The sequence below is a fragment of the Burkholderia guangdongensis genome (assembly GCF_013403875.1).
In the GTDB taxonomy this organism is placed as follows: domain Bacteria; phylum Pseudomonadota; class Gammaproteobacteria; order Burkholderiales; family Burkholderiaceae; genus Burkholderia; species Burkholderia guangdongensis.
Genome location: NZ_JACBNX010000012.1, coordinates 76599 through 97939, shown reverse-complemented (window position 1 = coordinate 97939; position 21341 = coordinate 76599). Strand labels below are relative to the sequence as shown.

Below are 21341 nucleotides of genomic sequence, written 5' to 3'. Positions count from 1 at the left end.
TGGCTCGTGCAATGTCTGTGGATCGGTCAAGATGGTTCACGTCGATGCGTCGCCCGCGTTCGAACCCGGCCGCAACGCGCGCAGCATCACCGCCTCAACGTCCTCGCTCTTCTGCTCGGCCACGTGGCCCAACTCATTCGTCATCCCTTTAAGGCGAGTACCATCGGCGCGCACCACCTCATACGGATGGTTCTTCAGCACCTCGCCCGTGATGCGATCGCGCAGCACGTACGGGTCGTTGAATTTCGCCTGCGGCAGGCTGTTCATGTGCTGAGCAACCGAACCAGGCCCCTGACGACTGAACGATGCCGACCGGATCGTCCGCGGGCCTTGCGTGCCATCCTCAATGCCTGCTGCGACCCATCTCGTGTACGAACCGCCGGCCTTGACGATGATTTCATCGGCGTCGAGCACAATGCGCTTGGCCTTCACGGTGGCCGTTTTCCCCGCATGAATGGCCACATCACCGGTATTGGCCGATATTTTGATCGGGCCTTTCGCCGTGACGAAGAACGCACCGAGCTTCTGCGCGAAAAAGCTGACCTTCTCCGCCGCTGCCACGAACAATGATTTGCCGGTCGCGATGTGGGTGTGCTCGTGACTGACGATATTCGCGTGTCCGTCAGCCACGATATGTGCCGAACGGTCTGCGACCAGCGCAACGTCTTTCGGCGTCGAAACCAGAATGTTCGGTTGTGCGAATCCATTCGCACTGCCCGTACCACCACCCGCCGTCACGCCACCCGACGTTTCGCCCGATACCGGATGCCGGATGTCCGTTGATAGCCCATCTAGCGCGTCCTGCCCGGCTTGCAGCGATTCCGCCTGCGCCGTCGTGCTCGCACTCGACAACGACTCGACCAGCATCCCCGCCTGCTGCAATCTCGATCTCGCCTCGTCCACGCACATCTGCTCGTCGTCGCAGGCTTTCGGATGCGTGCTGATCGAAAGACCCTTGCCGGCACGCATTGCGCCGTATTCGTCCGCGTGCAACGTGAAGCCGGCGCCGAGATACCGGCCACGCGTGTTTCCGTTCTGTCGGATCAGATAACCCAGCGCGAGCGATGAATAGCATTTGCCGGTATAGCTGACGATACGCGTGCCGCCCTGATTCGTTGCGTCGTCGTGCACGAATGCATTGAATGCACCGGTCTTGCCGAAGCCGTTCGACTTGAAGCCCGATTGCAGCGCATTCGAATGGAACGGGGGCGGCGTCGTGCCTCCGTTGATGCGCCCTGCAATGAACGGCTTATCGCAATCCCCATTCCAGTAATCGACGACGACCCAATCCCCGGCCCTTGGCACATGGACTGAGCCATAGCCGTTACCCGTGTCGGACTGGAACGACGACAACCACGGTGAAGAATTGAATGCGCCGGACGGATTCTTGCGATCCCATGCGAACTGCACCCTCACCTGATTTCGCTCGTTCGTCCACGCTTGCGCGCCGTTCGGGGTCACAACGAGCGCATGCTCGGCTGACATCATCGGTTTCGGATGCTCGAACGGGCTGCGGTATTCCACCGTCGCGGACTGCGCCTCCACCTCCAGCACAAAATATCCGGCCGTACCATCTGCCGCATGCCCCGGCGTCTTGAATCGCTCGCGATGAATCGCCTGTTGCTCGGCAAGCGTCGCACGAAGGCTGTGCGGAAACTCGACCGTCTGCCGACCGATCGGCACGTTGTTCTCGATGAACCAGCGCGCCTCGACTGCGAGGAATTCCCGGTTTTTTGAATCGGTATCCGGATGGCGGGGATGATTGTTCAGCACGAACCTCAATCCCGCATCGAGCCACCGCACGCCGCCCACCCCGAAATGCCGGTTGGCCTGGGCGTCCCATGCCTGCACCCGGCGAATCGCGCGGGCCGCGCCGCTGTCCGAGTTCGGGTAGCCATAAGCAGTCGATTCGTACACCGTCATCGGTACGCCTGGAATACCTTGCTCGATCCTCTGCCGCCGATACGGTATCCAATAGGTGGTCGATTCAAGTGTGCTCTCGGCCGGGTGATCGTAGTAACCAGGACGCTTGTAATCAAAAGCGCGCGACATATAGCGCATGCTTTGCATCGTCTGCACGGTGGCCCAATGGGCCATCCCGTCCGGCTCGTCAGCGCCGTTCGCCCGCACATATTCAACCGGTTTCGCTTCCGGCAGCGAGGCCACCCGATCGACGATGACAAGCGTCGTCTGCGACGCTTCTCCATCGCCGGTATTCTCGTGAACCCAGTAAAAATACCAACCCTCGGCCTCGGCCAGGCGATTCACGAAGTGCAGATCGGATTCGCTCTGCCTGCGCCATGAGTGCGTCTCCGGTTCGGACGACAGAACGAAACGATACTGCCCGCGCAGTTGCGGATACCGGTTGAATATGTCGGAGACGATCTCGCATGATGTTTTCTCGAGCCAGCCTTCCTCGTTGTTCGTCTTGTCGAGAAAGACCAGCGCCGACGAAAATTCAATCTGGTACGTCGATAAACTGCCATCCCCGCCAAGGTAGGCAACCCGATGCACAAACCCGTGGATCGGGCCGTAGACCGGGATACCGAACGGAGCGGTAATCTGCTGAATCCAGAGCGAGACCGGCTGGTGCATCAGTGACAGCAGCGCCGTGTCGTCACATAGCGATGCAGCATCGATGGTCCACGTATAGTTGCGGCCGATTCGGGCCGAACCTCGCGCGCGCAGCGGAACCAATGCATTTTTTCCGAGTGGCGTGTCCAGCATCAACAGCCGATCATGCTGCAACAGCCCCCGTTGGATCGACTCATACAAATCTCGATATTTCAGTTCCCCGAATGATGGAGGGCTGAGTACCATTTTCGTTGTCCTATCTCTCAGGTTCGACCACCCAAGAGAAATCGACACGAAGGATGGTCAGCACGCTACGCCACGGCCGCGTTTGATCGAACGATTCTAGCGGCGCGCGCGACGGGCCGACTGATAAAAGTCAAAGCTTGTTCGTGATCCGAAATAGACCTAGCGGCACGGCGCACTCGGTCCCGCAAAATCAGACGTGCAGATACCCAAACGGCAGATTGCGCCCAAGCTCGCGATGGGGGATGGTTACACAACACGAACCCCTCAATGCAGCCCGCACATCAGGAGGAAATGCGCGAGGTAAACGAAGCGCGGGCCGCAGGTGTTAGAGCACCCACGGCCCGCTGACCACAACCAACTCTCCAGAGGAGTTAGTCATGGCTGACGCCAATCATAAGACACAACATCCCTTCCCGGATAGATTCGTGACCGTCCGGGAGTCTCAACGATATCGTCCCTACTGGGATACCCAGTTCCGCAAATACGCGCCGCCGAAGTATTACCCATGGATAAAGCTCTCGGGACGTTGGATCGAGCATGCCGGATTCGAACCGTGGCGAAAGGTCAAAATCACGGTCGAGTACGGCAGGCTGACGATCACCCCTAGTTAAACGACCGGAGGGCTGCTAACGCAGCCCTATGCCGAACCGGCGCACGCGATGCGTTCAAAGACATTCTCGGGCGACGGAGTACAGAGGTGGTGGCATGAGTAATAGCAGGACGCCTTCTACAACTGCGGCGGCGAGCAGTTGATTGTACGGCTGTCGGCCGACCTGACCGCCCAGTTCGGGCGCGGCTTCAGCGCGGACAACCTCGAGAACATGCGGCGTTTTTTTCTTCGCCTATCAGCGGCCCGAGATTTCCGAGACGCCGTCTCGAAAATCGGGTAGCGAGCTGTCCGCCGAGAAATTGGATTGCCCACCAAGGTCATGGCAGCCAACTACCGAACCGTGCTGCCCGATGCCGAGTTGTTGCAAAAAGAGCGCCAGAGAACGCGGCGGATGCTGGAGTCTCGTGTAGCGATGCGTCCCAAGGCTCGCCAACGATAGCAGTGCGCCCCCCGGCGTTCCGCCGTCAGGCGCACAGGCAGGCCCCTGACAGGCCCCTAGACCCTCGTGCCCGGAGGTCAGCGGCCCGTGCGCCGAGGCCAAATCCTCGCGCACGAAGGCCGTAAACTCGTACGCCGGGATCAAACACTCGCGCACGAAGATCAGAGACTCGCGCGCCGAGATCGAACCCTCATTCAGACGGAGGTCCAAGGCTCGCGCACTGAGGTCAATCCTCGCGCATGAAGGCCGGAGACCCATCTGCCGAGGTCGGAGGCCCGTGCGTCGAGGTCAAACCCTCGTGCACACGGAGGTCGGAGGCCCGTGCTCGACAGTCAACCCGCGCGATTGAAGGTCGGAGGCCCGCGCGCTGAAGTCAAATCCTCGCGATCGGCACTCTGAGGCCCGAATGCGGCGCTCAAACCGCCGTGCGCGGCGCTCCGAGGCCCGAGTTCGGCAGTCAAACCCTCGCGCACCGCGCTCAGCGGCACGAGCACCGAGCGCAAATCTCGGCGCCCCGCCGTCCGGGCTGCACGCGCCGGCCGCTCACTCCCCCTTCACCCCCAGCAACTCCCGCAGATGCGCGAGCGACCCGTCGTCCTTCACGACGCTCTCGAGCCACAGATGCAGCGGCATATCCGCCCACTCGGCCGCCTTATCGGCGAGATACGCAACCGGGCTATGCGGCTCCGTCTGCCGGAAATACTTCGCGACGGCCCTCAACTGCTCGACGGCCTGCGCACGGCCGTGAATCCCGGCGATCGCCACCGGTCGCGCACCGGCTTGCATCTGCATCGGCGTGTTCTCCGAATGAAGCGGTGTCGTGAAGCTCGGCTCGGCTCGCTCCGGCACGCCGTCCTGCATCGCCTTCGCCTGCGGCACCGCATCGCTATACCCCTGCTCGCGCGCAAACCGCTCCGCGAGCCCATACACATCGCGATACGTATCCCGCGCCTGCCTGAAGCTCGGCGCCGCATCCCCCGCCCGCCGCTCGAGCTCCTGCTCGAACGCCTCTAGCGCCGCTTCGAACGCCTTCAAATCGGCAAGCAACGCCGCATAAAACGCCACCGGCGTCATCCGCTTCGACGCATCGATCTGCTCGACCGACGGCTTGCCGCGCGTAATGTCGTCCGCATGCTCCGGATCGCGCCGCACCGCCTGCGCGACGTGTTGCGCGACATCCCAGTCGACCATGCTGAACGCGTTCGACGCGCCGTCGGTCAGCGGCACCGCGCGCAGCAGTTCGGCGGTACGCCCCGCGAGCCACGCGACGTTGCCGAGCCGGTACTCCGCGTCGTCGCCGTCCGACAGCGGATGCACGGTGTCCCAGAATTCGCGGCACAGCCCTTCGAGCAGCGCGTAGCCCTGCGTCAGCCCCTTCACGCCCTCCTCGATCCCGAGCGCCTCGGTCAGCCACACCGCGAGCCGCAGATCCTTCGTCTGCGTGCGCAGCAGTTCAGTCGACCGGTCGACGACGAAGCCCCAGTCGGCCTCCTTGATCTCGGTCACCCATTCGCCCTGGTCGAGCGACGGGTCGTCGAAACGGCGCGCATGTTGAATCGCGTCGAAGTCGGACGAAAACAGCAGGTCGTCGCCGCACGGCGACGTGTCGCTGACCGGCGTCAGCAACTCGGTGAGATTGATCGGCATGGCTCAGGTCATCCAGTGATGCTTCAATGCTTCGTCACGCGCCGCACATCGCGGCGCTCATTCAATCGTGTACTCGAATTCGCCCGCGTCGTCGGCGCGCACCGCGATCCGCGCGATCGCGCCGCCTTCCGCGATCCGGCCGAGCACGTGCGTCGCGATCTCCGGCAGCAGCGTGCCGTTCAGGATGTGATCGACGTTGCGCGCGCCCGAATCGACTTCCGTGCAGCGCGCGAGCACCGCGTCGACGAGCGACTCGTCCCATTCGAACGCCGCGCGATGATTCGTCTCGATCCGGCTGCGAATGCGTTCCAGCTTCAGCTCGATGATCTCGGCGAGCACGTCGTCGGAGATCGGGTAGTACGGCACGACCTTCATCCGGCCGAGAAACGCCGGCTTGAACGTCTTGTACAGTTGCGGTCGCAACGTTTCAGCGAGCGCGTCCGGATCGGGCAGCTCGTCGGCGGTCTTGTTCAGGCACGCCTGCATCACCGCCGACGATCCGACGTTCGACGTCAGGATGATCAGCGTATTGCGGAAGTCGATCTCGCGGCCTTCGGCGTCGTCCATCGCGCCCTTGTCGAACACCTGGAAGAACATCTCGAGCACGTCCGGGTGTGCCTTCTCGACCTCGTCGAGCAGCACGACCGAATACGGATTGCGGCGCACCGCCTCGGTCAGCACGCCGCCCTCGCCGTAGCCGACATAACCCGGCGGCGAACCTTTCAGCCCCGACACGCTGTGCGCTTCCTGGTACTCGCTCATGTTGATCGTGACCATCTTGCGTTCGCCGCCGTACAGGATGTCGGCGAGTGCGAGCGCGGTCTCGGTCTTGCCGACACCCGACGGCCCGACGAACATGAACACGCCGCGCGGCTTGTTCGGATCCTCGAGGTTCGCGGTTGCGGTGCGCACGCGCTGCGCGATCGCTTCGAGCGCGTGATCCTGGCCGATCACGCGCGCGGCGAGCAGCGGCTGCAGGTTCATCACGGTGTCGATTTCGTCCTTCACCATCCGGCCGAGCGGAATGCCGGTCCACGACGCGACGATCTCCGCGACCACGTGCGCGTCGACCTGCAGCGGCACCATCGGCTCCGCGCCCTGCAGCGCGTGCAACGCGGCGATGCGTTCCGCGAGCTTGTCGCGCGTCGCCGGCACGTCGACCGGGGCGCCGTCCGTCGCAGGCGCAGGCGAATGTGATGACGAAGACGCGCGCGCCGCATCGAGCACCGCGCGCAGTTCCGTGATCTCGGCGACGATCGCCCGCTCGCCGTCGTAGCGCGCCTCGTCGGCCGCGAGCAGCGTGCTCGCCGCCTCCCGTTCGGCACGCAGTTCGCCGAGCCTTCCGGCAAGCCGCTCGTCGGGCGACGCGCCGCTCGCGACCTCGCGCTCGAGCGATGCGATCTCCGCGTCGATCCGCTCGATTCGCTTCGTCGTATCGTCGATCGCGGCGGGCGTCGCGCTCTGCGCGAGCGCGACCTTCGCGCACGCGGTGTCGAGCACGCTGATCGCCTTATCCGGCAGCTGGCGGCCACTGATGTAGCGATGCGACAGGCGCACCGCCTCGGTGATCGCGTCGTCGAGAATCCGCACGTTGAAGTGCTGCTCCATCAGCCCGGCCATCCCGCGCAGCATCGCGGCCGCGAGCGGCTCGCTCGGCTCCTCGATCTTCACGACCTGGAAGCGCCGCGCGAGCGCCGCGTCCTTCTCGAAATACTTCTTGTATTCGCTCCACGTGGTCGCCGCGATCGTGCGCAGCTCGCCGCGCGCGAGCGCCGGCTTCAGCAGGTTCGCCGCGTCGTTCTGGCCGGCCTGCCCGCCCGCGCCGATGATCGTGTGCGCCTCGTCGATGAACAGGATGATCGGATGCGGGCTCTTCTTCACCTCGTCGATCACGCTCTTCAGCCGGTTCTCGAATTCGCCCTTCACGCTCGCGCCGGCCTGCAGCAGCCCCATGTCGAGCACGTGCAGCGCGACACCGCGCAATGGCGGCGGCACGTCGTCGGCCGCGATGCGCAGCGCGAGCCCTTCGACGACCGCCGTCTTCCCGACGCCCGCCTCGCCGGTCATGATCGGATTGTTCTGGCGGCGCCGCATCAGGATGTCGATCGCCTGGCGGATCTCCGCGTCGCGGCCGATCACCGGGTCGATCCTGCCGTCGCGCGCGCGCTGCGTGAGGTTCGTCGTGTACGTATCGAGCGCGGGCGTCTTCGACGGCCCCGCCGGCCGCGCGACGCCGGCCGCCGACACGTCGGCCCCCTCGGCCCCACCTGCCCCGTCGGCCGCCTCCGTCTGCCGCGGCTCCACTTCGGCGGACCCGCTGGTCAGCTCGTCGAACTTGTGCTTCAGGTCGGTCACCCGCACGTCGGCGAACTGCGCGGACATCCGCTGCGCGAACTGCGCGAGATCGGGCGCGCTCAGCAACGCGAGCAGCAGATGCCCGGAACGCATGCGGCCGAGCTGCGAATCGAGCGACGCGATCAGCCACGCCTGCTCGAACAGCGCGATCAGATGCACGGAGAACACCGGCGTGCGCGTATTGCCGGTCTTCAGCCGCGTGAGCTCGCGTTCGAGATCCGCGCGCAGCGTATGCACGTCGATGCGGCTCGCGCGCAGCGCGAGCGTCAGATCGGAAGCCGGCTCGTCGAGCAGCGCGAGAAACAGATGCTCCAGATCGACCTCGTAGTGACCGCGCGACAGGCACGCGCTCGCCGCGCGCTCGGTCGCCTGCCGGCACAGCGGATTCAGTTTGGTGATCAGGGTCTTCAGGGGCGTGCTCATGGAAGCGGTCTCAGGTTCGTTTATGTCTGTCGTTGTCAGTGAATCACGTGCAGCTCGTAGCGCGCGTCGTCGCGGTTGCGTTCGGCGTCGCGCGTGCACAGGAACGCGTCCCAGCCGAGACGCGAGCCCGCGCCGAGCACACTCGCGCCGACTTCCTCGTGGCGCAGCACGAGCGTGACCTCGTATTCGAGCGTGACGCCGGCGAGCAGCGTCAGCATCCGTTCGAGCGCGAGCGCCTGCGCGCCGCCGGGCAGGAACGCCTCGTAGTCGCGCTTCGACAGCGGCCCGATGACGAGCCGCGCGCGCATGTCGCGCTGCCACACGCGCTCGCCGACGAGCGCCGCGCCGCCGAGCGTCGCGTTGACTTCGCCGAGCACGGTGAGCTGATCGGGCGGCACGTCGTACCACTTGCCGATGAACTGATCGACGCGCACCGGCGCGCGAAAGTAGTCGGACAGCGTGCGCTGCAGATACGCGGCCGACATCGGCCGGTGCCGCGCGGCGAGCGCGTAGCCGGCGACGGCCTCGTCCAGCAGGCCGCCCGGCCCCGCCTGCAGGCTGTCGCGCACGTCGTCGCTCGCGATGCCCGCGATCGAGAGCAACAGTGGCAGATAGCGCTCGTCGCGATCGAGCTCGTAGTGCAACGGCAGCCGGTACTTCTTCCACGCCGAGTAGAACAGCGCGGTCGCGCGGTTCGAGAACACGTCGAAGAACGCGCGCGCCGCGCGATCGCGCTTCAGGTACTCGCGCGCGACGATCTGCTCGGTGTAATGCAGCGGCAGCGCGCCCTGCCCGCCGAGCAGCCCGAAGAACGCGGGCGTCAGCTCGACGCGGCCGAGCTCGCCGGATACGAGCGCCGCGTCGCGCGCGCCGGCGTCCTTCAGCGCGCCGCCGGCTGCGTCGAACGAATCCGCGCGCTCGATCTCGCTCGCCGGAAAGCCGAGCGACAGCGTGTTGCGAAAGCCGATCCGCTGCGCGACGACGTCGCCCTGGCGCCACGCGCCGGGCGCGTCGGTGGCCTGCCGCGCGAACCAGCCCTCGAGCACGCGCACCGCCTGAAAGAACTCGAAGCGATGCGGCTCGTCGAGCAGCTGGCCGACTACGCCAGGATCGATTCGCCGGTGCGGGGTTTGCATCGGATGATCTCCTCGCCGGTCCGCTTCGACACGACGACCAGTTGGACAAAGCTGTTCAGGTGCACGTACAGCCCGAAGAAATGGTCGAGCACGCGCACGAACGACGCGAGGCTCGAGCCGACGAAATGCTCCTCGTCGATCGTCACGCGCACCTCGATGCCGCGCACGAACGTCGCGAACGGCTTGCCGGGCAGCCACTGCACCGCGCCGCGCTGCTCGATGCCGACGAGCCCGTCGATCTGGCGCATCGACACCGCGGTGCGGCGCAGGTCGTACAGCGTGAGCATCTCCTTGAGCGGCGCGAGCCCGTGATCGACGAGCGACACATGATTGAGCGCGAGATGCGACACGAGCCGCCAGTGCGCCGAGCGGCCGCGCTCGAAGCGCGCGCTGGGCGTCGGCCGGCGCAGCATCGACACCGAGCCGCTATCCTTCGCGCCGCCTTGCTGGAACAGATCGCCGCCCTCGAGCCCGAACGCGAGCAGCGCGGGCAGATCGCGGTTCGTGCAGGTCAGGTCGAGGCTCAGCGTGTCGGTCTGCGGCGAGCTCGGCTCGAAGTCGATGTCGACGATCGAGATCTCGGTCTCGTAGCCGGGGCTGCGCTGCGCGACCTGCTCGTTGCGGCGCGCGAACCAGTAGTGGCCGACGCGCGCGGCCTCGCCGTGATGCAGCGAATAGAACGGCCGGAACTCGATCACGCTCTCTTCGTGTGCCTCCTGCCGCACGAGCTTCACCGAATCGATCGAGTACACGTCATACGCGAACGCGCGCCGCGACTCGGCGATCACCGGATACGACACCGCGCGATGCGTGATGCGGATCGGCTCGCCGTGCTGGCGGAACAGGTTCACGATCGGCGTGCAGAACAGGCGGAAGTGGCTCGCGCTCAGCAGCTCGAGCAGGCGCGCGACGTGCGAATCGCCGCGCACGTCCCGCAGCACCAGATGCAGCGTCGCACGCCGGCAGCGGCCGGCCGCGCGCGCGATCGCCGCGAGATCGAAGTCGACGAAGTCGAACTTGTCCGGGAACGCGAAGTATTCGGTCAGCAGCCGGTACGCGGGGTGCGACTTCGCCGGATAGTCGATCAGCGCGTCGGCCTCGTCGTAACCGGCCTGCGCGATCGGCGGCTTGCGCAGCGCGGCCCAGCGGCCGTTGCGCTCGGGCTCGACGTACGCGCCGAGCACGTTCACGAACAGGCAGTCGATCAGCGCGGCGACGAACGACTGCTCGCCATGCAGATGCGCGCGCAACGGCGACGCCTGCAGCGCACCGAGATCGAGCTGCGGCGCGAGCGATTCGAACGTGATCGAGATCACGCCGGTCGCGTTCGGCGGCAGCACGGTCGCGCTCGGCGCGAGCGCGACGGGCGTGTAGCGCGCCTCCGAGATGCGGATCGGCGCGAGCGTCACGTCATACGCGGTGCGGAACCGGCACTCGGTGCCGCGGATCGGGCGGGTCGTCAGCCCGGTGCCGCGCGGCACGACGACGGCGCCCGTCTGCTGCCCCGGGGGCCCAAGCGCGAACTGCGCGATCGAGCACGACGGAAACGGCCGCAGATAGTGCGGATACAGTACCTCGAGCAACGCTTCGGTGAATTCGGGGTAGTCGTCGTCGAGCTTCTTGTTGATCCGCGCGCCGAGCAGCGCGAACGACTCGATCATCCGCTCGACGTGCGGATCCTCGCAATGCTCGCCGGACAGCGCGAGGCGCGCGGCGATCTTCGGATAGCGTTCGGCGAAGTCCCGCGAATAGCGCCGCAGAAACGACAACTCGCGCTCGTAATACGGCAGCAGCTCTTCCATCGATGAACCCCGAACTTTTTCCTTAATTGCCGGACGCGCGCCCGCGCGGGGCGTGAAGACACCGCGCGTTACGACGCCTTCGCGCCCCGGGCGCGCGTGACCGAATACTGCAGCGTCGACGGCTGCAGCATCGCGTCGAAACTGACCGGCTCCTCGGCCGGATGCACGACGAGCAGCGCCTGGATCGCGAAATAAAGCGCGTTGGTCGACTGTTCGTTGAGCTCGAACTTCACCTGCACCTGCTGCAGGCGCGGCTCGTGACGCGCGATCGCCTGCTGGATCGACTTGCAGATGAACGTGCGGTCGTAGTGACTCACGAGGCTCAAACCCGCGAAATCGTTGAGCCCGTAGGTCAGCACCGAACTCTGGCACTCGGGCAGCGCCGCGAGATCGTCGTCGTTGAACGCGATGCGCGTGTTGAGGATCGCCTCGACGTCGCGGGCGACCGTGCTCTTCAGCTCGTCGAGCGACAGCTGCCGCATCGCGGCCGAAGCCGGCTGGTGCGGTTCATCGTCGTACAGCTTGTCGAGAAAACTCGGTTCGAAGCGTTTCATCAGGCAGCGCAATACAATGCGCACAGCAAAGCGCAAAGCAAAAACGGCAACGGGACGCCGCGCGCCCCGTTGCCGCAGTCGACGTCAGACCGCGTAGGTCTTGTCGTTCTTCGTCAGGCTCCAGGCGCCCTGCGTGTTGCCGCCCTGGTTGCCGCCGATCTTCTGCTGCGTCTGCTTCCACTGCACGGCCGCATACTTCAGCGAGAACGTTTCGGTCGGCAGGCCTTCCTGCTGCACGCTCGGCGTGACGCTCGAGATGATCACGTACTTGAGCTTGACCTCGAGGTACTTCACGCGCTTGCCTTCGCCGTCCGCGCGCATGAAATCGATCGTCACTTCGTCGAACGTCGTGCCGCCCGACGCGTGCTGGTACAGCAGCGGGCTCGACGAATCGATCTCCTTCGTGAACACCATGTCGCCGTGCTCGCAGCGCTCCGACGTATGGCCGCCGGCCGTCGACGCGGTCGCCGAACGCGGCTGGATGATCGAGTGATCCCAGGATTTCAGTTCGATCCATCCGGCGTGGTCCTTGTCAGCGGACTCGCCTTTGATGGCGGGATTACCGAACTTCAGATACATGTCTAGCATGGCCCTTCTACTCCCCAAAGAGGTGGTTTTAACGTCCTACCCAGGCGGCCCGCCCGGGCGATCTCACTTCGCTTATGAATTTGCCGGTTTGGGCAGATCAGCGACAAGGCGCAAAGAAATCGAGAGTTCGTCGAGCTGGAAGTGCGGCCGCAGGAACGCGACCGAACGATACGAGCCCGGCTTGCCCGGAATCTCTGCCACTTGCACGGAGGCCTCGCGCAGCGGGAATTGCGCCTTCTGTTCCTGCGTCGCGTTGTCGTCGAGCAGTACGTATTGCGAAATCCACCGGTTGAGGAACGACTCGACGTTCTGCGCGGATGCGAAGCTGCCGATCTTGTCGCGCATCATCGCCTTCAGGTAGTGCGCAACGCGCGACACCGAGAAGATGTACTGCAGCTGGGCGGACAGAACGGCGTTCGCGTTCGCGCTGTCGGTGCTGTATTTCTTCGGCTTCTGCACCGATTGCGCGGCAAAGAACGCGGCGTAGTCGGAATTCTTGCAATGAACGAGCGGGATGAAGCCGAGATCGCTCAGCTCCTTCTCGCGGCGGTCGGTGATCGCGATCTCGGTCGGGCACTTGAGCGCGATTTCGCCGTCGTCGGTCTTGAACGTGTGGGTCGGCAGATCCTCGACGAGCCCGCCGCCCTCGACGCCGCGGATCGCCGCGCACCAGCCGTAGTCGTCGAACGCGGCCGTCAGCCGCGCGGCGAACGCCCACGACGCGTTGCACCACAGGTACTTGTCGTGATCGGTGCCGTCGACGTCCTCGACGAAGTTGAAGTTCTCGGCGGTCTGGCCGTCCTTCGGATTGAACGGCAGGCGGCCGAGGAAGCGCGGCAGCGTGAGGCCGACGTAGCGCGAATCCTCGGAATCGCGGAACGACTTCCACTTCGCGTATTCGACCGTGTCGAACACCTTGCCGAGATCGCGCGGGCGGCCGAGATCGGCGAACGATTCGAGGCCGAGCAGCTCCGGCGACGCCGACGCGATGAACGGCGCGTGCGCGGCCGCCGCGACGTGCGACATCTGCTCGATGAAATACAGGTCTTCCGGCTGGCGCGAGATCTCGTAATCGCCGATCAGCGTGCCGAACGGCGCGCCGCCGAACGTGCCGAACTCTTCTTCGTAGACCTTCTTGAACAGCGCGCTCTGGTCGAACTCGGTCGCGGCCTTGAAGTCGCGCACGAGATCGCGCTTCGGCGCGTGAAGCGCCTTGATCTTGATCGTCTGGCCGGTGTTGCTTTCCTTGACCAGATAGTCGAGGCCGCGCCACGTGCTTTCGAGGCGCTGGAACTCGGGCGCGTGCATCACCGCGGAAAGCTGGTCGGAGATCAGCCGGTCGAGCTCCGCGACGCGCGCGTCGATCGTCGCCGACAGGTTGTCCGATACGATCACCGTGCCGTCGAGCACCTGATGCACGAGCTCGCCGATCAGGTCCTTCGCGCGCGCATGCTCGGATTCGGATTTCGCGACCTTGCTCTTCTCGACGATATCGTCGAGCAGTGTTGTGCCGTCGGCGTATTCCGCGCCGCTCGTCTGGGCCGAAGCCGTTTGCTGGTTCATTTCAGTACCCCGTCCTCATTCGCCCGCTCATTCGCTCTCTCATTCGCCATCTTTATCGCCGCCGGTGCCCTTCGCGAGCGCTTGCAGCTGCTGCGTGTTCTTCAGCACTTCAGAGAGCAGATCCTCGAGCTTGTCGTTGCCGGCGAGCTTGTTGCGCAGGTCGGCGAGCTTCGAGCGCGCCTCGAGCAGGCGCTTCAGCGGCTCGACCTGCTCGACGACGTCGTCCGGACTGAAATCCGACAGCGCGCGGAACTTCAGGTCGACCGCGAACTTGCCGCCTTCGCCGCTCAGCCGGTTTTCCACCTGGAACGCGGCGCGCGGCTCGATCGCCTTCATCACGTCGTCGAAGTTGTCGCGGTCGATGTTCACGAACTTGCGGTCGCGCAGCTTCGGCTGCTCGACCTCGGACTGGCCGGCCAGATCGCCGACGACGCCGACGACGAACGGCAGCTCCTTGATCTCGATCGCGTCGCCCTTCTCGACCTCGTAGGTCAGCTGCACGCGCGGCGGCCGCACTTTCTGCAAGCGTTTCTGAATGCTTTCCTTCTTCGCCATTTGCGGCTCCCGTGTTCGGTAAGTGGTACGCCCGCGCTCAGCGCAGTGCGCTGAACGGATCGCCGCTCTTCGCGGGCGCCGTCGCCGGCGCGGTCGCGGCCGGCGACGGATTCGCGGCCGCCGGCGTGGCGGCGGCGTTCGCGGTCGTTTCGGTCTGCACCTTCGCGTGACGCACGATGCGGCGGCGGCGCACGACCGGCTTCTGCTGCTCCGGCGGGAACAGCGCGGCCTCGCCGAGCGTGTCGCGCAGCTGCTTCGCGAGCGCCTGCGCGTCCGACTTCGCGTCGCCCGCGAGCGACGCGTCCTGGCGCAACTCGCCGAGCGACTGGGTCGCGATGCGCAGCCCCGACACCGCGAGCACGCTCTTCGCGGCGCGGTCCGTCTGGTCGCGCTGCAGCGCTTCCTGCGCGGCGACGATCGCCTGGCCGTAGTGGTTCTGCGCGAACTGGATCTGCGCGATGCGCGACCACGGCTCCTCGCGCGTCGGGTCCGCCTTCGCGAGCGACTGATAAAGACCGATCGCCTTGTCCTGATCGCCCGACTTCGCAACGGCGTCCGCATCGGCCAGCGATTTGTTGAACGCGTCGGCGGTCGGCGGCACGTTGTTCTGTGTCGCACAGCCGGCGATCACGCCGCAAGCCAACACTACCCCAGAAAATTTTGCGAAGAGACGGTCTTTCATCGTTTTATCACCGGCGCGTGAGCGTGAGTTTTAAATCTCGTTAGGTTTCAGGTTCTTTTGCTTTGCGGGATGCGCGCGGGTATAGTACCGATCAATTTTTCATAATTCAATCTTTGCGTGTCGAGTAAATCCTTTTAAATTGGAGCGCCACGCTCAAAAAGCCCTGTTCGGAAAAAATGAAACGGCGTTTCACCTATTTTTGAATTGGCAATATTTACTTATTTGGCGCATTGCAATCCGATCTTCAGGAAAATTTTTCCTGATTCAGATGGGTGCGCACGCAATCAATCGATGCGCGAGCCGCCGCCGGCGATCGCGCGATGGAAGGACCGTTGACATCGGGAGCACGAGGCGGCAAGCCGGACACACCATGAATTCGTATCTGATTCGCTACACGCTACCGCTCGCCGCGTGCGCACTGCTGGCCGGCTGCGCGGCCGGCGTGCCGCTGCTCGGCAGCGCCGCCACCGCCGTCATGCAGGCGGCCGGGATCGGCAAGCCCGACCTGCCCGATTCGCAGAAGCCGCCGCGCGACATCGGCATCACGCTGTACGCCGCGCAGAACCTGAACGCCGCGAACGACAATCGTCCGCTCGCGCTCGTCGTGCGCCTCTACGCGCTGAAGGATCCGACGTCGTTCCAGCAAGCGCCGTTCGACAGCTTCACCGATCCGGACAAGGAAAAGGCCGCGCTCGGTGCCGATCTGCTGAGCGTGCGTGAAGTCACGCTGATTCCGGGCCAGCGCTATGCCGCGACCGAAAAGGTTTCGCGCGAGGCGCAGGCATTCGGCATCGTCGCGCTATTTCGCGATCCCGCGATTCAGCGCTGGAAATTGACGTTCGATCCGGCGAAGTCGGAGAAATCCGGCATAATCATCGGCCTGCACAATTGCGCGATGACGGTCACGAACGGCAGCGTGATCGCGCCTCAACAGGGAATGCCGTCGCAGCCGCTCAATATGCTGTCGGCCGTGACCTGCGGCTGAATGCCGCCGGATGTAAGCGTGACGTATGAATGTCAATTAACAGGATTTAACATTTGACGATTTAATTCGGGCGCGAGCGTATCGAATACCGCGCGATTACCGCGCATCGAATCTTTCGCACTGGATCTTTATTAACCGGGTTTGACATGAGTTATTCGGCCAAGGTGCTGTGGGGGGAAGGCCTGTTCCTCCGGCCGCAACACTTCCAGCGGCAGGACGCGTACCACGAGGCGCGCCTGTTCGAATCGATCCAGGCGATCCAGCCTTACAACTGGGGCGTGCGTTCGGTGCGCTTCGACCGCGACGCGCTCGGCAGCAACGTGCTGCGCGCGAGCGAGCTGTCGCTCGTGTTCCCGGACGGCGCGCTGTACGCGGCGCCGCAGGCCGACGCGCTGCCGCCGCCGGTCGCGCTCGACACGCTGCCCGAGGGGATCAACGAATTCGTGTTCTATCTGGCGCTGCATCCGCTGCGCGAGAACGGCACCAACTACAGCGACGATCCGGCCGCCGGCTTCATGACGCGCTTCGTCAGCGAGCAGACGAGTATCGGCGACCACTTCACCGATGCGGCCGAGGCCGACATCACGTTCCTGAAGACGCAGGTGAAGCTGATCTCGAACAACGAGCCGCGCGACCAGCTGCTGTCGGTGCCGCTCGTGCGCGTGCGGCGCACCGCGACGTCGGGCTTCGAGATCGACGACAGCTTCGTGCCGCCGTGCCTCGCGATCGAGGCGTCGCCGATCCTGCACCAGCGGCTGCGCCAGCTGATCGACGCGCTGCAGGCGAAGGTCAACGCGCTGTACGGCTTTCACCGCGAGCCGTCGAAGAACATCATCGAGTTCCGCTCGGGCGACATCGCGTCGTTCTGGCTGCTGCACACCGCGAACGCCGCGTTCGCCGCGCTCGCGCACCTGCACCAGCACGCGGCGCTGCATCCGGAGCGGCTGTTCCAGGAGCTGCTGCGCCTCGCGGGCCAGCTGATGACGTTCTCGAAGAACTATGCGCTCGCCGATCTGCCGGTCTACCGGCACGAGGATCCGGGCCCCGCGTTCGCGCAGCTCGACACGATGCTGCGCGAGCTGCTCGACACCGTGATCTCGACGCGCTACTTCGCGATCACGCTCGACGAGGTGCGTCCGTCGTTCCATCTGGGCCGGCTCGACTCGGGCAAGATCGACGACAAGACCGCGTTCTACCTCGCGGTGTCGGCGGACATGCCGAGCGTCGAGCTCGTCGACGCCGTGCCCGCGCGCTTCAAGGTCGGCGCGCCGGACGACGTCGACAAGCTCGTGCTGTCGGCAATGCCGGGCGTGCGGCTCACGTACACGCCGCAGGTGCCGCCCGCGATTCCGGTGCGCCCGGGCGCGTGCTACTTCGCGCTCGATTCGCGCGGCGCGCTGTATGAGCGCATGCTGCAGGCCCAGTCCGCGATGATCTACGCGCCGACTGGCATCAACGATCTGAAATTCGAACTGATCGCGGTCACCTCATGAACTACGCGCCCTCTCTGCTCGGCGGCAGCACGCCGCCGCCCTCCATGCAAACCGCGGCGTCGACCGATAGCGCGTTCCAGGCGCGTTCGCTGCTCGATCTGCTGTACGACGGCTTCTTCATGCTGTTCCTGCTGAAGAACGGGCGCGAGCCGGACAGCGCGCAGGAGTTCAGCACGCGGATTCAGGAATTCCTCGGCGAATTCGAGCGCGGCGCGAAGCGGCTGAACATCGCGGCCGAAGACGTGTATGCGGCGAAGTTCGCGTTCTGCGCGGCCGTCGACGAACTCGTGCTGTCGTCGCAGTTCAAGATCCGCGCGGACTGGGAGCGCCGGCCGCTGCAGCTCGTGCTGTTCGGCGAGCAGCTCGCGGGCGAGAAGTTCTTCCAGTCTCTCGAGGACTGCCGCGCGCAGGGCGCCGCGCGGCTGCAATCGCTCGAGGTGTTCCATATGTGCCTGCTGCTCGGCTTTCGCGGCAAGTATCTGCTCGAGGGGCCGGAGAAGCTCGCCTACCTGACCGCGCGCCTCGGCGACGAAATCGCGCACATGAAGGGCAAGCGCGCGCCGTTCGCGCCGCACTGGCCGCTGCCGGACCAGATCGCGCATCGGCTGAAGCGCGAGGTGCCGGTGTGGGCGATCGGCGCGGTGTTCGGGCTCGTCGCACTGCTCGCGTTCCTCGGGCTCAATTCGTATCTGAAGAACCATACGCTGCAGGCGCTGGCGCCTTATTCGCAGATCATCAAGGTCGGGCCGGAATCGGCAAATCTGACGATTTCGTTGCCGTGAGCGTGGGTCGCCGGCTGGACGGTCATGCGTGAGGACGAAGTCGGCGATGATGATGCGGACATGCCGGGGGGCAGCACGGTCATGCTCGGGTGCGGGCTGTTCGTCGTCGGGTTGCCGTGCTGGTGGGTCGTCGCCAGCATGCTCGACTCGCTCAGGGCGCACCCGATCATCCCAGCGGTGTGGCCGCGGTATGTCGGTGTGATCGGGTTATTCATTCCGCTGCTGTTCGGAATGGCGTGGAAGTACGACGCGAATCGGGCGCGGCATATTCCGTGGCTGGTGGTGGGATGGGTGGCTGGTGGGATTCTGGTCGGGCTGCTCGCGAAATGCGCGTTGATTATCGTTCCGCCTGCCGGGTGAATGCATTCGATACTTCGCACTCCAGATGAGTAGTCGGTGGATCTCGTGGGGGTTGCATGGATCAACCAATAGGCAAATACAACGTCAGCGTTGCATTGGCTGTGCGCCGGAAGCCGAATCCTTCGTAGAACGCTGCCACTGCCGCATCCTTGGCATCCACGACTAGCACGCGCCCCCCCATAGTTTGCCGCACGGACATGGCTAGATTGACCGCATGGCCCAGTAACAACTGACCGTAACCCCTACCCTTTTCGGTTTGCGACACAGCCAATCGCCCTACCCGTATCGCGGGCACGGGGTATGCGGGTAGGCGCTTGCGGTCTTCCTCACGCAGTTCGCCCAGATGAACCTGCGCAGCAGACAGCGAACAATAGCCGAGGATTCGCGCGGGCAATGCGTCGTCGATCAAAACATGGGTGGTAGCAATACCATCGCGTTGATGCTGCCCGGCCCGGTGGTGAAGGTAGTCGTCCAGCGCGGCAACGCCGCAGGCGAAGCCGCCGCGGTCATGATTGCGACCATCAAGGACAGTGAAGACAAGCGCCATGCGTTAGCGCTGCGCCAGACGGGCAGCGGCATCCATCGCCTTTTTGAGGCGATCATTGGGACGAAACGGCTCGTCCAGTGCGGCGAGAAAGCGGCGCGACTCCTCTTCCGATAGCGTGACGACAGCATCAGCCGCGATGGTTGTATCGGCCTCGCGCAGCACGGCATCGCGCACGAAGGCAGACACCGCCATTCCGCGCAGCGCAGCGGCTTTGGCGATACGATCCTTGTCACGGGATTCAAGGCGAAGATCAAGGCGAGCGGTAGCGGTCGTCATGGCAGGCTCCTTTGTGTACGGAATTATACCGTACAAACCTGCGAGGCGTGTGTGAACTGACCAGTGATTTCCACGCGGCCGAGGATCACTATCTGAGCGATTGCGAGCAGACTGGACGCAAGCCGCAAAAGCCGGCGTCGGGAAAACTGATGTTGCGCATCGATCCGGACGTACATGCGCGCGTTGGCATCGCCGCCGCGATGTCCGGTGAAAGCGTCAACCAGTGGTCGGAAGAAGTATTGGGGGGCGCTGCTCGCGAAGTCCCGGAGCACGCCACACACGCATGACAATCATTCAGCGCTGCGACCGGCATCTGGAAACGCGAAGGGGTTACGCAAACTTCACGTAACCCCTTGTCAGATATGGTGCCGGCTGCAGGACTCGAACCCGCCACCTGATGATTACAAATCAACTGCTCTACCAGATGAGCTAAGCCGGCGTAAGCCCGAAATTCTACCTCATTTCACGATCTTGAGGCGAGGCCGACCACCCTTCGAGCCGTCTCCATCGCCATCGGACGTCGGCGGCTCGTCCGCGCCTTCCGACGGCTCCTCGTTCGCACCGCTGTCACTCACCGGCACATCGCCATCATCCGCCGCGCGCTCCACCGGCAGATCCTCGTCGATCATGCCCGCATCACCGCCCGCCTCCGCCGCCTCGACCTGGAACGCCATCCCCTGCCCGTTCTCGCGCGCATAAATCGCAAGAACGTTCGCCACCGGAATCTCGATCTTGTGCGCCTGCCCGGAAAACCGCGCGGTGAACTCAATCCACTCGTTGCCCATCTGCAACTGGCTCGTCGCATCGAAGCTCACATTGAGCACGATCTCGCCATTGCGGACGAACTGGCGCGGCACGCGCGTCGAATTGTCGACCCTCACCGCGATGTGCGGGGTGTAGCCGTTGTCGGTGCACCACTCGTAAAGCGCGCGCAGCAGATACGGCTTCGTTGAAATCTCTTGCATCACGATCCTCGAACCGGAGCGGCGCGCGGCCACCCGCGCCGCCGCTCCGTCATGCCATTAACGACGCATGACCTTTTCGGACGGCGTCAGTGCTTCGATATATGCCGGGCGGCTGAAGATCCGCTCCGCGTACTTCATCAGCGGCGCCGCGTTCTTCGACAGCTCGATCCCGTAGTGATCGAGACGCCACAGCAGCGGCGCGATCGCGACGTCGAGCATCGAGAACTCCTCGCCGAGCATGTACTTGTTCTTCACGAAAATCGGCGCGAGCTGCGTCAGGCGATCGCGGATCGCCAGGCGCGCCTTCTCGTGATTCTTCTCCGCCGCCTTGCCCTTCTCGTTCTCGAGCGTGCTCACGTGCACGAACAGCTCCTTCTCGAAATTGAGCAGGAACAGGCGCGCGCGCGCGCGCTGCACCGGGTCGGCCGGCATCAGCTGCGGATGCGGAAAGCGCTCGTCAATGTACTCGTTGATGATGTTCGACTCGTACAGGATCAGATCCCGCTCGACGAGAATCGGCACCTGACCGTACGGATTCATCACCGCGATGTCTTCCGGCTTGTTGAACAGGTCGACGTCGCGAATCTCGAAGTCCATGCCCTTCTCGAACAGCACCAGCCGGCAACGCTGGGAGAACGGGCAGGTCGTGCCGGAATACAGAACCATCATAATTTGCATTTCCTCAAAAAAACCGAGGGCCGGCGCGTGGAAGAACCGTTCCACGGGCTCTTCGTTGCGCCGACCCCACGCCGGTCACGG

General features: G+C 64.5%; 21 protein-coding genes, 1 tRNA gene and 1 pseudogene. 8 read left to right on the top strand and 15 right to left on the bottom strand.

Going from position 1 to position 21341, the window contains the following annotated elements; translation table 11 throughout:
- Window positions 1–36: 36 nt before the first annotated feature.
- Entirely contained in the window at window positions 37–2820 is a 2784-nt protein-coding gene (locus HZI36_RS13350) for a type VI secretion system Vgr family protein (RefSeq protein ID WP_179403115.1), read from the bottom strand.
- Between the two features lie 377 nt (window positions 2821–3197).
- Here HZI36_RS13350 and HZI36_RS13345 point away from each other — a divergent pair, with 377 nt between their 5' ends.
- The 3 genes and pseudogenes from HZI36_RS13345 to HZI36_RS27525 form a co-directional block, all read left to right on the top strand.
- Complete coding sequence (locus HZI36_RS13345; RefSeq protein ID WP_179403114.1) at window positions 3198–3431, top strand: SymE family type I addiction module toxin; 234 nt, start codon at window positions 3198–3200, stop codon at window positions 3429–3431.
- 138 nt (window positions 3432–3569) lie between these two features.
- Window positions 3570–3710: a DUF1016 N-terminal domain-containing protein gene (locus HZI36_RS27005; RefSeq protein WP_246327070.1), complete on the top strand. Its 141-nt coding sequence runs from the start codon at window positions 3570–3572 to the stop codon at window positions 3708–3710.
- Window positions 3711–3731: 21 nt separating this feature from the next.
- Window positions 3732–3869: pseudogene (locus HZI36_RS27525) on the top strand (DUF1016 domain-containing protein); the annotation flags it as partial.
- Window positions 3870–4412: 543 nt separating this feature from the next.
- Here HZI36_RS27525 and tssA read toward each other — a convergent pair.
- From tssA to HZI36_RS13295, 9 genes are all read right to left on the bottom strand, one after another.
- Complete coding sequence (gene tssA, locus HZI36_RS13335) at window positions 4413–5516, bottom strand: type VI secretion system protein TssA (protein ID WP_179403113.1); 1104 nt, start codon at window positions 5514–5516, stop codon at window positions 4413–4415.
- Window positions 5517–5573: 57 nt separating this feature from the next.
- Window positions 5574–8294: a type VI secretion system ATPase TssH gene (gene tssH, locus HZI36_RS13330; protein ID WP_179403112.1), complete on the bottom strand. Its 2721-nt coding sequence runs from the start codon at window positions 8292–8294 to the stop codon at window positions 5574–5576.
- Window positions 8295–8329: 35 nt separating this feature from the next.
- A complete protein-coding gene (tssG, locus tag HZI36_RS13325) occupies window positions 8330–9430 on the bottom strand; it encodes a type VI secretion system baseplate subunit TssG (RefSeq protein WP_179403111.1) in 1101 nt (366 codons plus the stop codon).
- Window positions 9394–11232, bottom strand: coding sequence for a type VI secretion system baseplate subunit TssF (gene tssF / locus HZI36_RS13320; RefSeq protein WP_179403110.1), 1839 nt, complete (start codon window positions 11230–11232; stop codon window positions 9394–9396). The genes tssG and tssF overlap by 37 nt, the downstream gene beginning before the upstream one ends.
- Window positions 11233–11300: 68 nt before the next feature.
- Window positions 11301–11786: a type VI secretion system baseplate subunit TssE gene (tssE, locus tag HZI36_RS13315; RefSeq protein ID WP_179403109.1), complete on the bottom strand. Its 486-nt coding sequence runs from the start codon at window positions 11784–11786 to the stop codon at window positions 11301–11303.
- A gap of 84 nt (window positions 11787–11870) precedes the next feature.
- Window positions 11871–12374 (bottom strand): Hcp family type VI secretion system effector, encoded by a 504-nt coding sequence (locus HZI36_RS13310; protein ID WP_179403108.1) that lies wholly within the window; start codon window positions 12372–12374, stop codon window positions 11871–11873.
- 72 nt (window positions 12375–12446) lie between these two features.
- A complete protein-coding gene (gene tssC / locus HZI36_RS13305) occupies window positions 12447–13937 on the bottom strand; it encodes a type VI secretion system contractile sheath large subunit (RefSeq protein WP_179403107.1) in 1491 nt (496 codons plus the stop codon).
- 39 nt (window positions 13938–13976) lie between these two features.
- A complete protein-coding gene (gene tssB, locus HZI36_RS13300) occupies window positions 13977–14492 on the bottom strand; it encodes a type VI secretion system contractile sheath small subunit (protein ID WP_179403106.1) in 516 nt (171 codons plus the stop codon).
- Between the two features lie 37 nt (window positions 14493–14529).
- Window positions 14530–15174, bottom strand: coding sequence for a tetratricopeptide repeat protein (locus tag HZI36_RS13295; RefSeq protein ID WP_179403105.1), 645 nt, complete (start codon window positions 15172–15174; stop codon window positions 14530–14532).
- A 370-nt stretch (window positions 15175–15544) separates the two neighbouring features.
- Here HZI36_RS13295 and tssJ point away from each other — a divergent pair, with 370 nt between their 5' ends.
- The 4 genes from tssJ (at window position 15545) to HZI36_RS13275 (ending at window position 18794) form a co-directional block, all read left to right on the top strand.
- Complete coding sequence (gene tssJ, locus HZI36_RS13290) at window positions 15545–16159, top strand: type VI secretion system lipoprotein TssJ (protein ID WP_179403104.1); 615 nt, start codon at window positions 15545–15547, stop codon at window positions 16157–16159.
- 146 nt (window positions 16160–16305) lie between these two features.
- Entirely contained in the window at window positions 16306–17652 is a 1347-nt protein-coding gene (gene tssK / locus HZI36_RS13285) for a type VI secretion system baseplate subunit TssK (protein ID WP_179403103.1), read from the top strand.
- Window positions 17649–18434 (top strand): type IVB secretion system protein IcmH/DotU, encoded by a 786-nt coding sequence (gene icmH / locus HZI36_RS13280; RefSeq protein WP_179403102.1) that lies wholly within the window; start codon window positions 17649–17651, stop codon window positions 18432–18434. Before tssK ends, icmH begins: the two co-directional genes overlap by 4 nt.
- 24 nt (window positions 18435–18458) lie before the next feature.
- The gene (locus HZI36_RS13275) at window positions 18459–18794 is read left to right on the top strand and encodes a hypothetical protein (RefSeq protein WP_179403101.1); all 336 of its coding nucleotides are present in this window, start codon (window positions 18459–18461) and stop codon (window positions 18792–18794) included.
- A 61-nt stretch (window positions 18795–18855) separates the two neighbouring features.
- Here the strand turns inward: HZI36_RS13275 and HZI36_RS13270 are convergent, their stop codons facing one another.
- Both HZI36_RS13270 and HZI36_RS13265 read right to left on the bottom strand, forming a co-directional pair.
- A complete protein-coding gene (locus tag HZI36_RS13270) occupies window positions 18856–19341 on the bottom strand; it encodes a GNAT family N-acetyltransferase (RefSeq protein ID WP_179403100.1) in 486 nt (161 codons plus the stop codon).
- Between the two features lie 3 nt (window positions 19342–19344).
- A complete protein-coding gene (locus HZI36_RS13265; protein WP_179403099.1) occupies window positions 19345–19617 on the bottom strand; it encodes a type II toxin-antitoxin system TacA family antitoxin in 273 nt (90 codons plus the stop codon).
- Window positions 19618–19664: 47 nt separating this feature from the next.
- Here HZI36_RS13265 and HZI36_RS13260 point away from each other — a divergent pair, with 47 nt between their 5' ends.
- Complete coding sequence (locus HZI36_RS13260) at window positions 19665–19904, top strand: type II toxin-antitoxin system HicB family antitoxin (RefSeq protein ID WP_343050163.1); 240 nt, start codon at window positions 19665–19667, stop codon at window positions 19902–19904.
- A 76-nt stretch (window positions 19905–19980) separates the two neighbouring features.
- On the opposite strand, the gene HZI36_RS13255 is transcribed toward HZI36_RS13260, so the two are convergent.
- The 3 genes from HZI36_RS13255 to HZI36_RS13245 all read right to left on the bottom strand — a co-directional run bounded on the left by HZI36_RS13255 (window position 19981) and on the right by HZI36_RS13245 (window position 21251).
- Window positions 19981–20056, bottom strand: a tRNA-Thr gene (locus HZI36_RS13255).
- Between the two features lie 19 nt (window positions 20057–20075).
- The gene (locus tag HZI36_RS13250; protein ID WP_179403181.1) at window positions 20076–20582 is read right to left on the bottom strand and encodes a ClpXP protease specificity-enhancing factor; all 507 of its coding nucleotides are present in this window, start codon (window positions 20580–20582) and stop codon (window positions 20076–20078) included.
- 57 nt (window positions 20583–20639) lie between these two features.
- On the bottom strand, window positions 20640–21251 hold the full coding sequence (locus HZI36_RS13245; protein ID WP_012734444.1) for a glutathione S-transferase N-terminal domain-containing protein: 612 nt from the start codon (window positions 21249–21251) through the stop codon (window positions 20640–20642).
- Window positions 21252–21341 lie beyond the last annotated feature (90 nt).

Bases quoted from the DNA above. Each gene is read 5' to 3' on its own strand.
- HZI36_RS13350 (WP_179403115.1), bottom strand. From the start codon at position 2,820: ATGGTACTCAGCCCTCCATCATTCGGGGAACTGAAATATCGAGATTTG.
- HZI36_RS13345 (WP_179403114.1), top strand. From the start codon at position 3,198: ATGGCTGACGCCAATCATAAGACACAACATCCCTTCCCGGATAGATTC.
- tssA (WP_179403113.1), bottom strand. From the start codon at position 5,516: ATGCCGATCAATCTCACCGAGTTGCTGACGCCGGTCAGCGACACGTCG.
- tssH (WP_179403112.1), bottom strand. From the start codon at position 8,294: ATGAGCACGCCCCTGAAGACCCTGATCACCAAACTGAATCCGCTGTGC.
- tssG (WP_179403111.1), bottom strand. From the start codon at position 9,430: ATGCAAACCCCGCACCGGCGAATCGATCCTGGCGTAGTCGGCCAGCTG.
- tssF (WP_179403110.1), bottom strand. From the start codon at position 11,232: ATGGAAGAGCTGCTGCCGTATTACGAGCGCGAGTTGTCGTTTCTGCGG.
- tssE (WP_179403109.1), bottom strand. From the start codon at position 11,786: ATGAAACGCTTCGAACCGAGTTTTCTCGACAAGCTGTACGACGATGAA.
- HZI36_RS13310 (WP_179403108.1), bottom strand. From the start codon at position 12,374: ATGCTAGACATGTATCTGAAGTTCGGTAATCCCGCCATCAAAGGCGAG.
- tssC (WP_179403107.1), bottom strand. From the start codon at position 13,937: ATGAACCAGCAAACGGCTTCGGCCCAGACGAGCGGCGCGGAATACGCC.
- tssB (WP_179403106.1), bottom strand. From the start codon at position 14,492: ATGGCGAAGAAGGAAAGCATTCAGAAACGCTTGCAGAAAGTGCGGCCG.
- HZI36_RS13295 (WP_179403105.1), bottom strand. From the start codon at position 15,174: ATGAAAGACCGTCTCTTCGCAAAATTTTCTGGGGTAGTGTTGGCTTGC.
- tssJ (WP_179403104.1), top strand. From the start codon at position 15,545: ATGAATTCGTATCTGATTCGCTACACGCTACCGCTCGCCGCGTGCGCA.
- tssK (WP_179403103.1), top strand. From the start codon at position 16,306: ATGAGTTATTCGGCCAAGGTGCTGTGGGGGGAAGGCCTGTTCCTCCGG.
- icmH (WP_179403102.1), top strand. From the start codon at position 17,649: ATGAACTACGCGCCCTCTCTGCTCGGCGGCAGCACGCCGCCGCCCTCC.
- HZI36_RS13275 (WP_179403101.1), top strand. From the start codon at position 18,459: ATGCGTGAGGACGAAGTCGGCGATGATGATGCGGACATGCCGGGGGGC.
- HZI36_RS13270 (WP_179403100.1), bottom strand. From the start codon at position 19,341: ATGGCGCTTGTCTTCACTGTCCTTGATGGTCGCAATCATGACCGCGGC.
- HZI36_RS13265 (WP_179403099.1), bottom strand. From the start codon at position 19,617: ATGACGACCGCTACCGCTCGCCTTGATCTTCGCCTTGAATCCCGTGAC.
- HZI36_RS13250 (WP_179403181.1), bottom strand. From the start codon at position 20,582: ATGCAAGAGATTTCAACGAAGCCGTATCTGCTGCGCGCGCTTTACGAG.
- HZI36_RS13245 (WP_012734444.1), bottom strand. From the start codon at position 21,251: ATGATGGTTCTGTATTCCGGCACGACCTGCCCGTTCTCCCAGCGTTGC.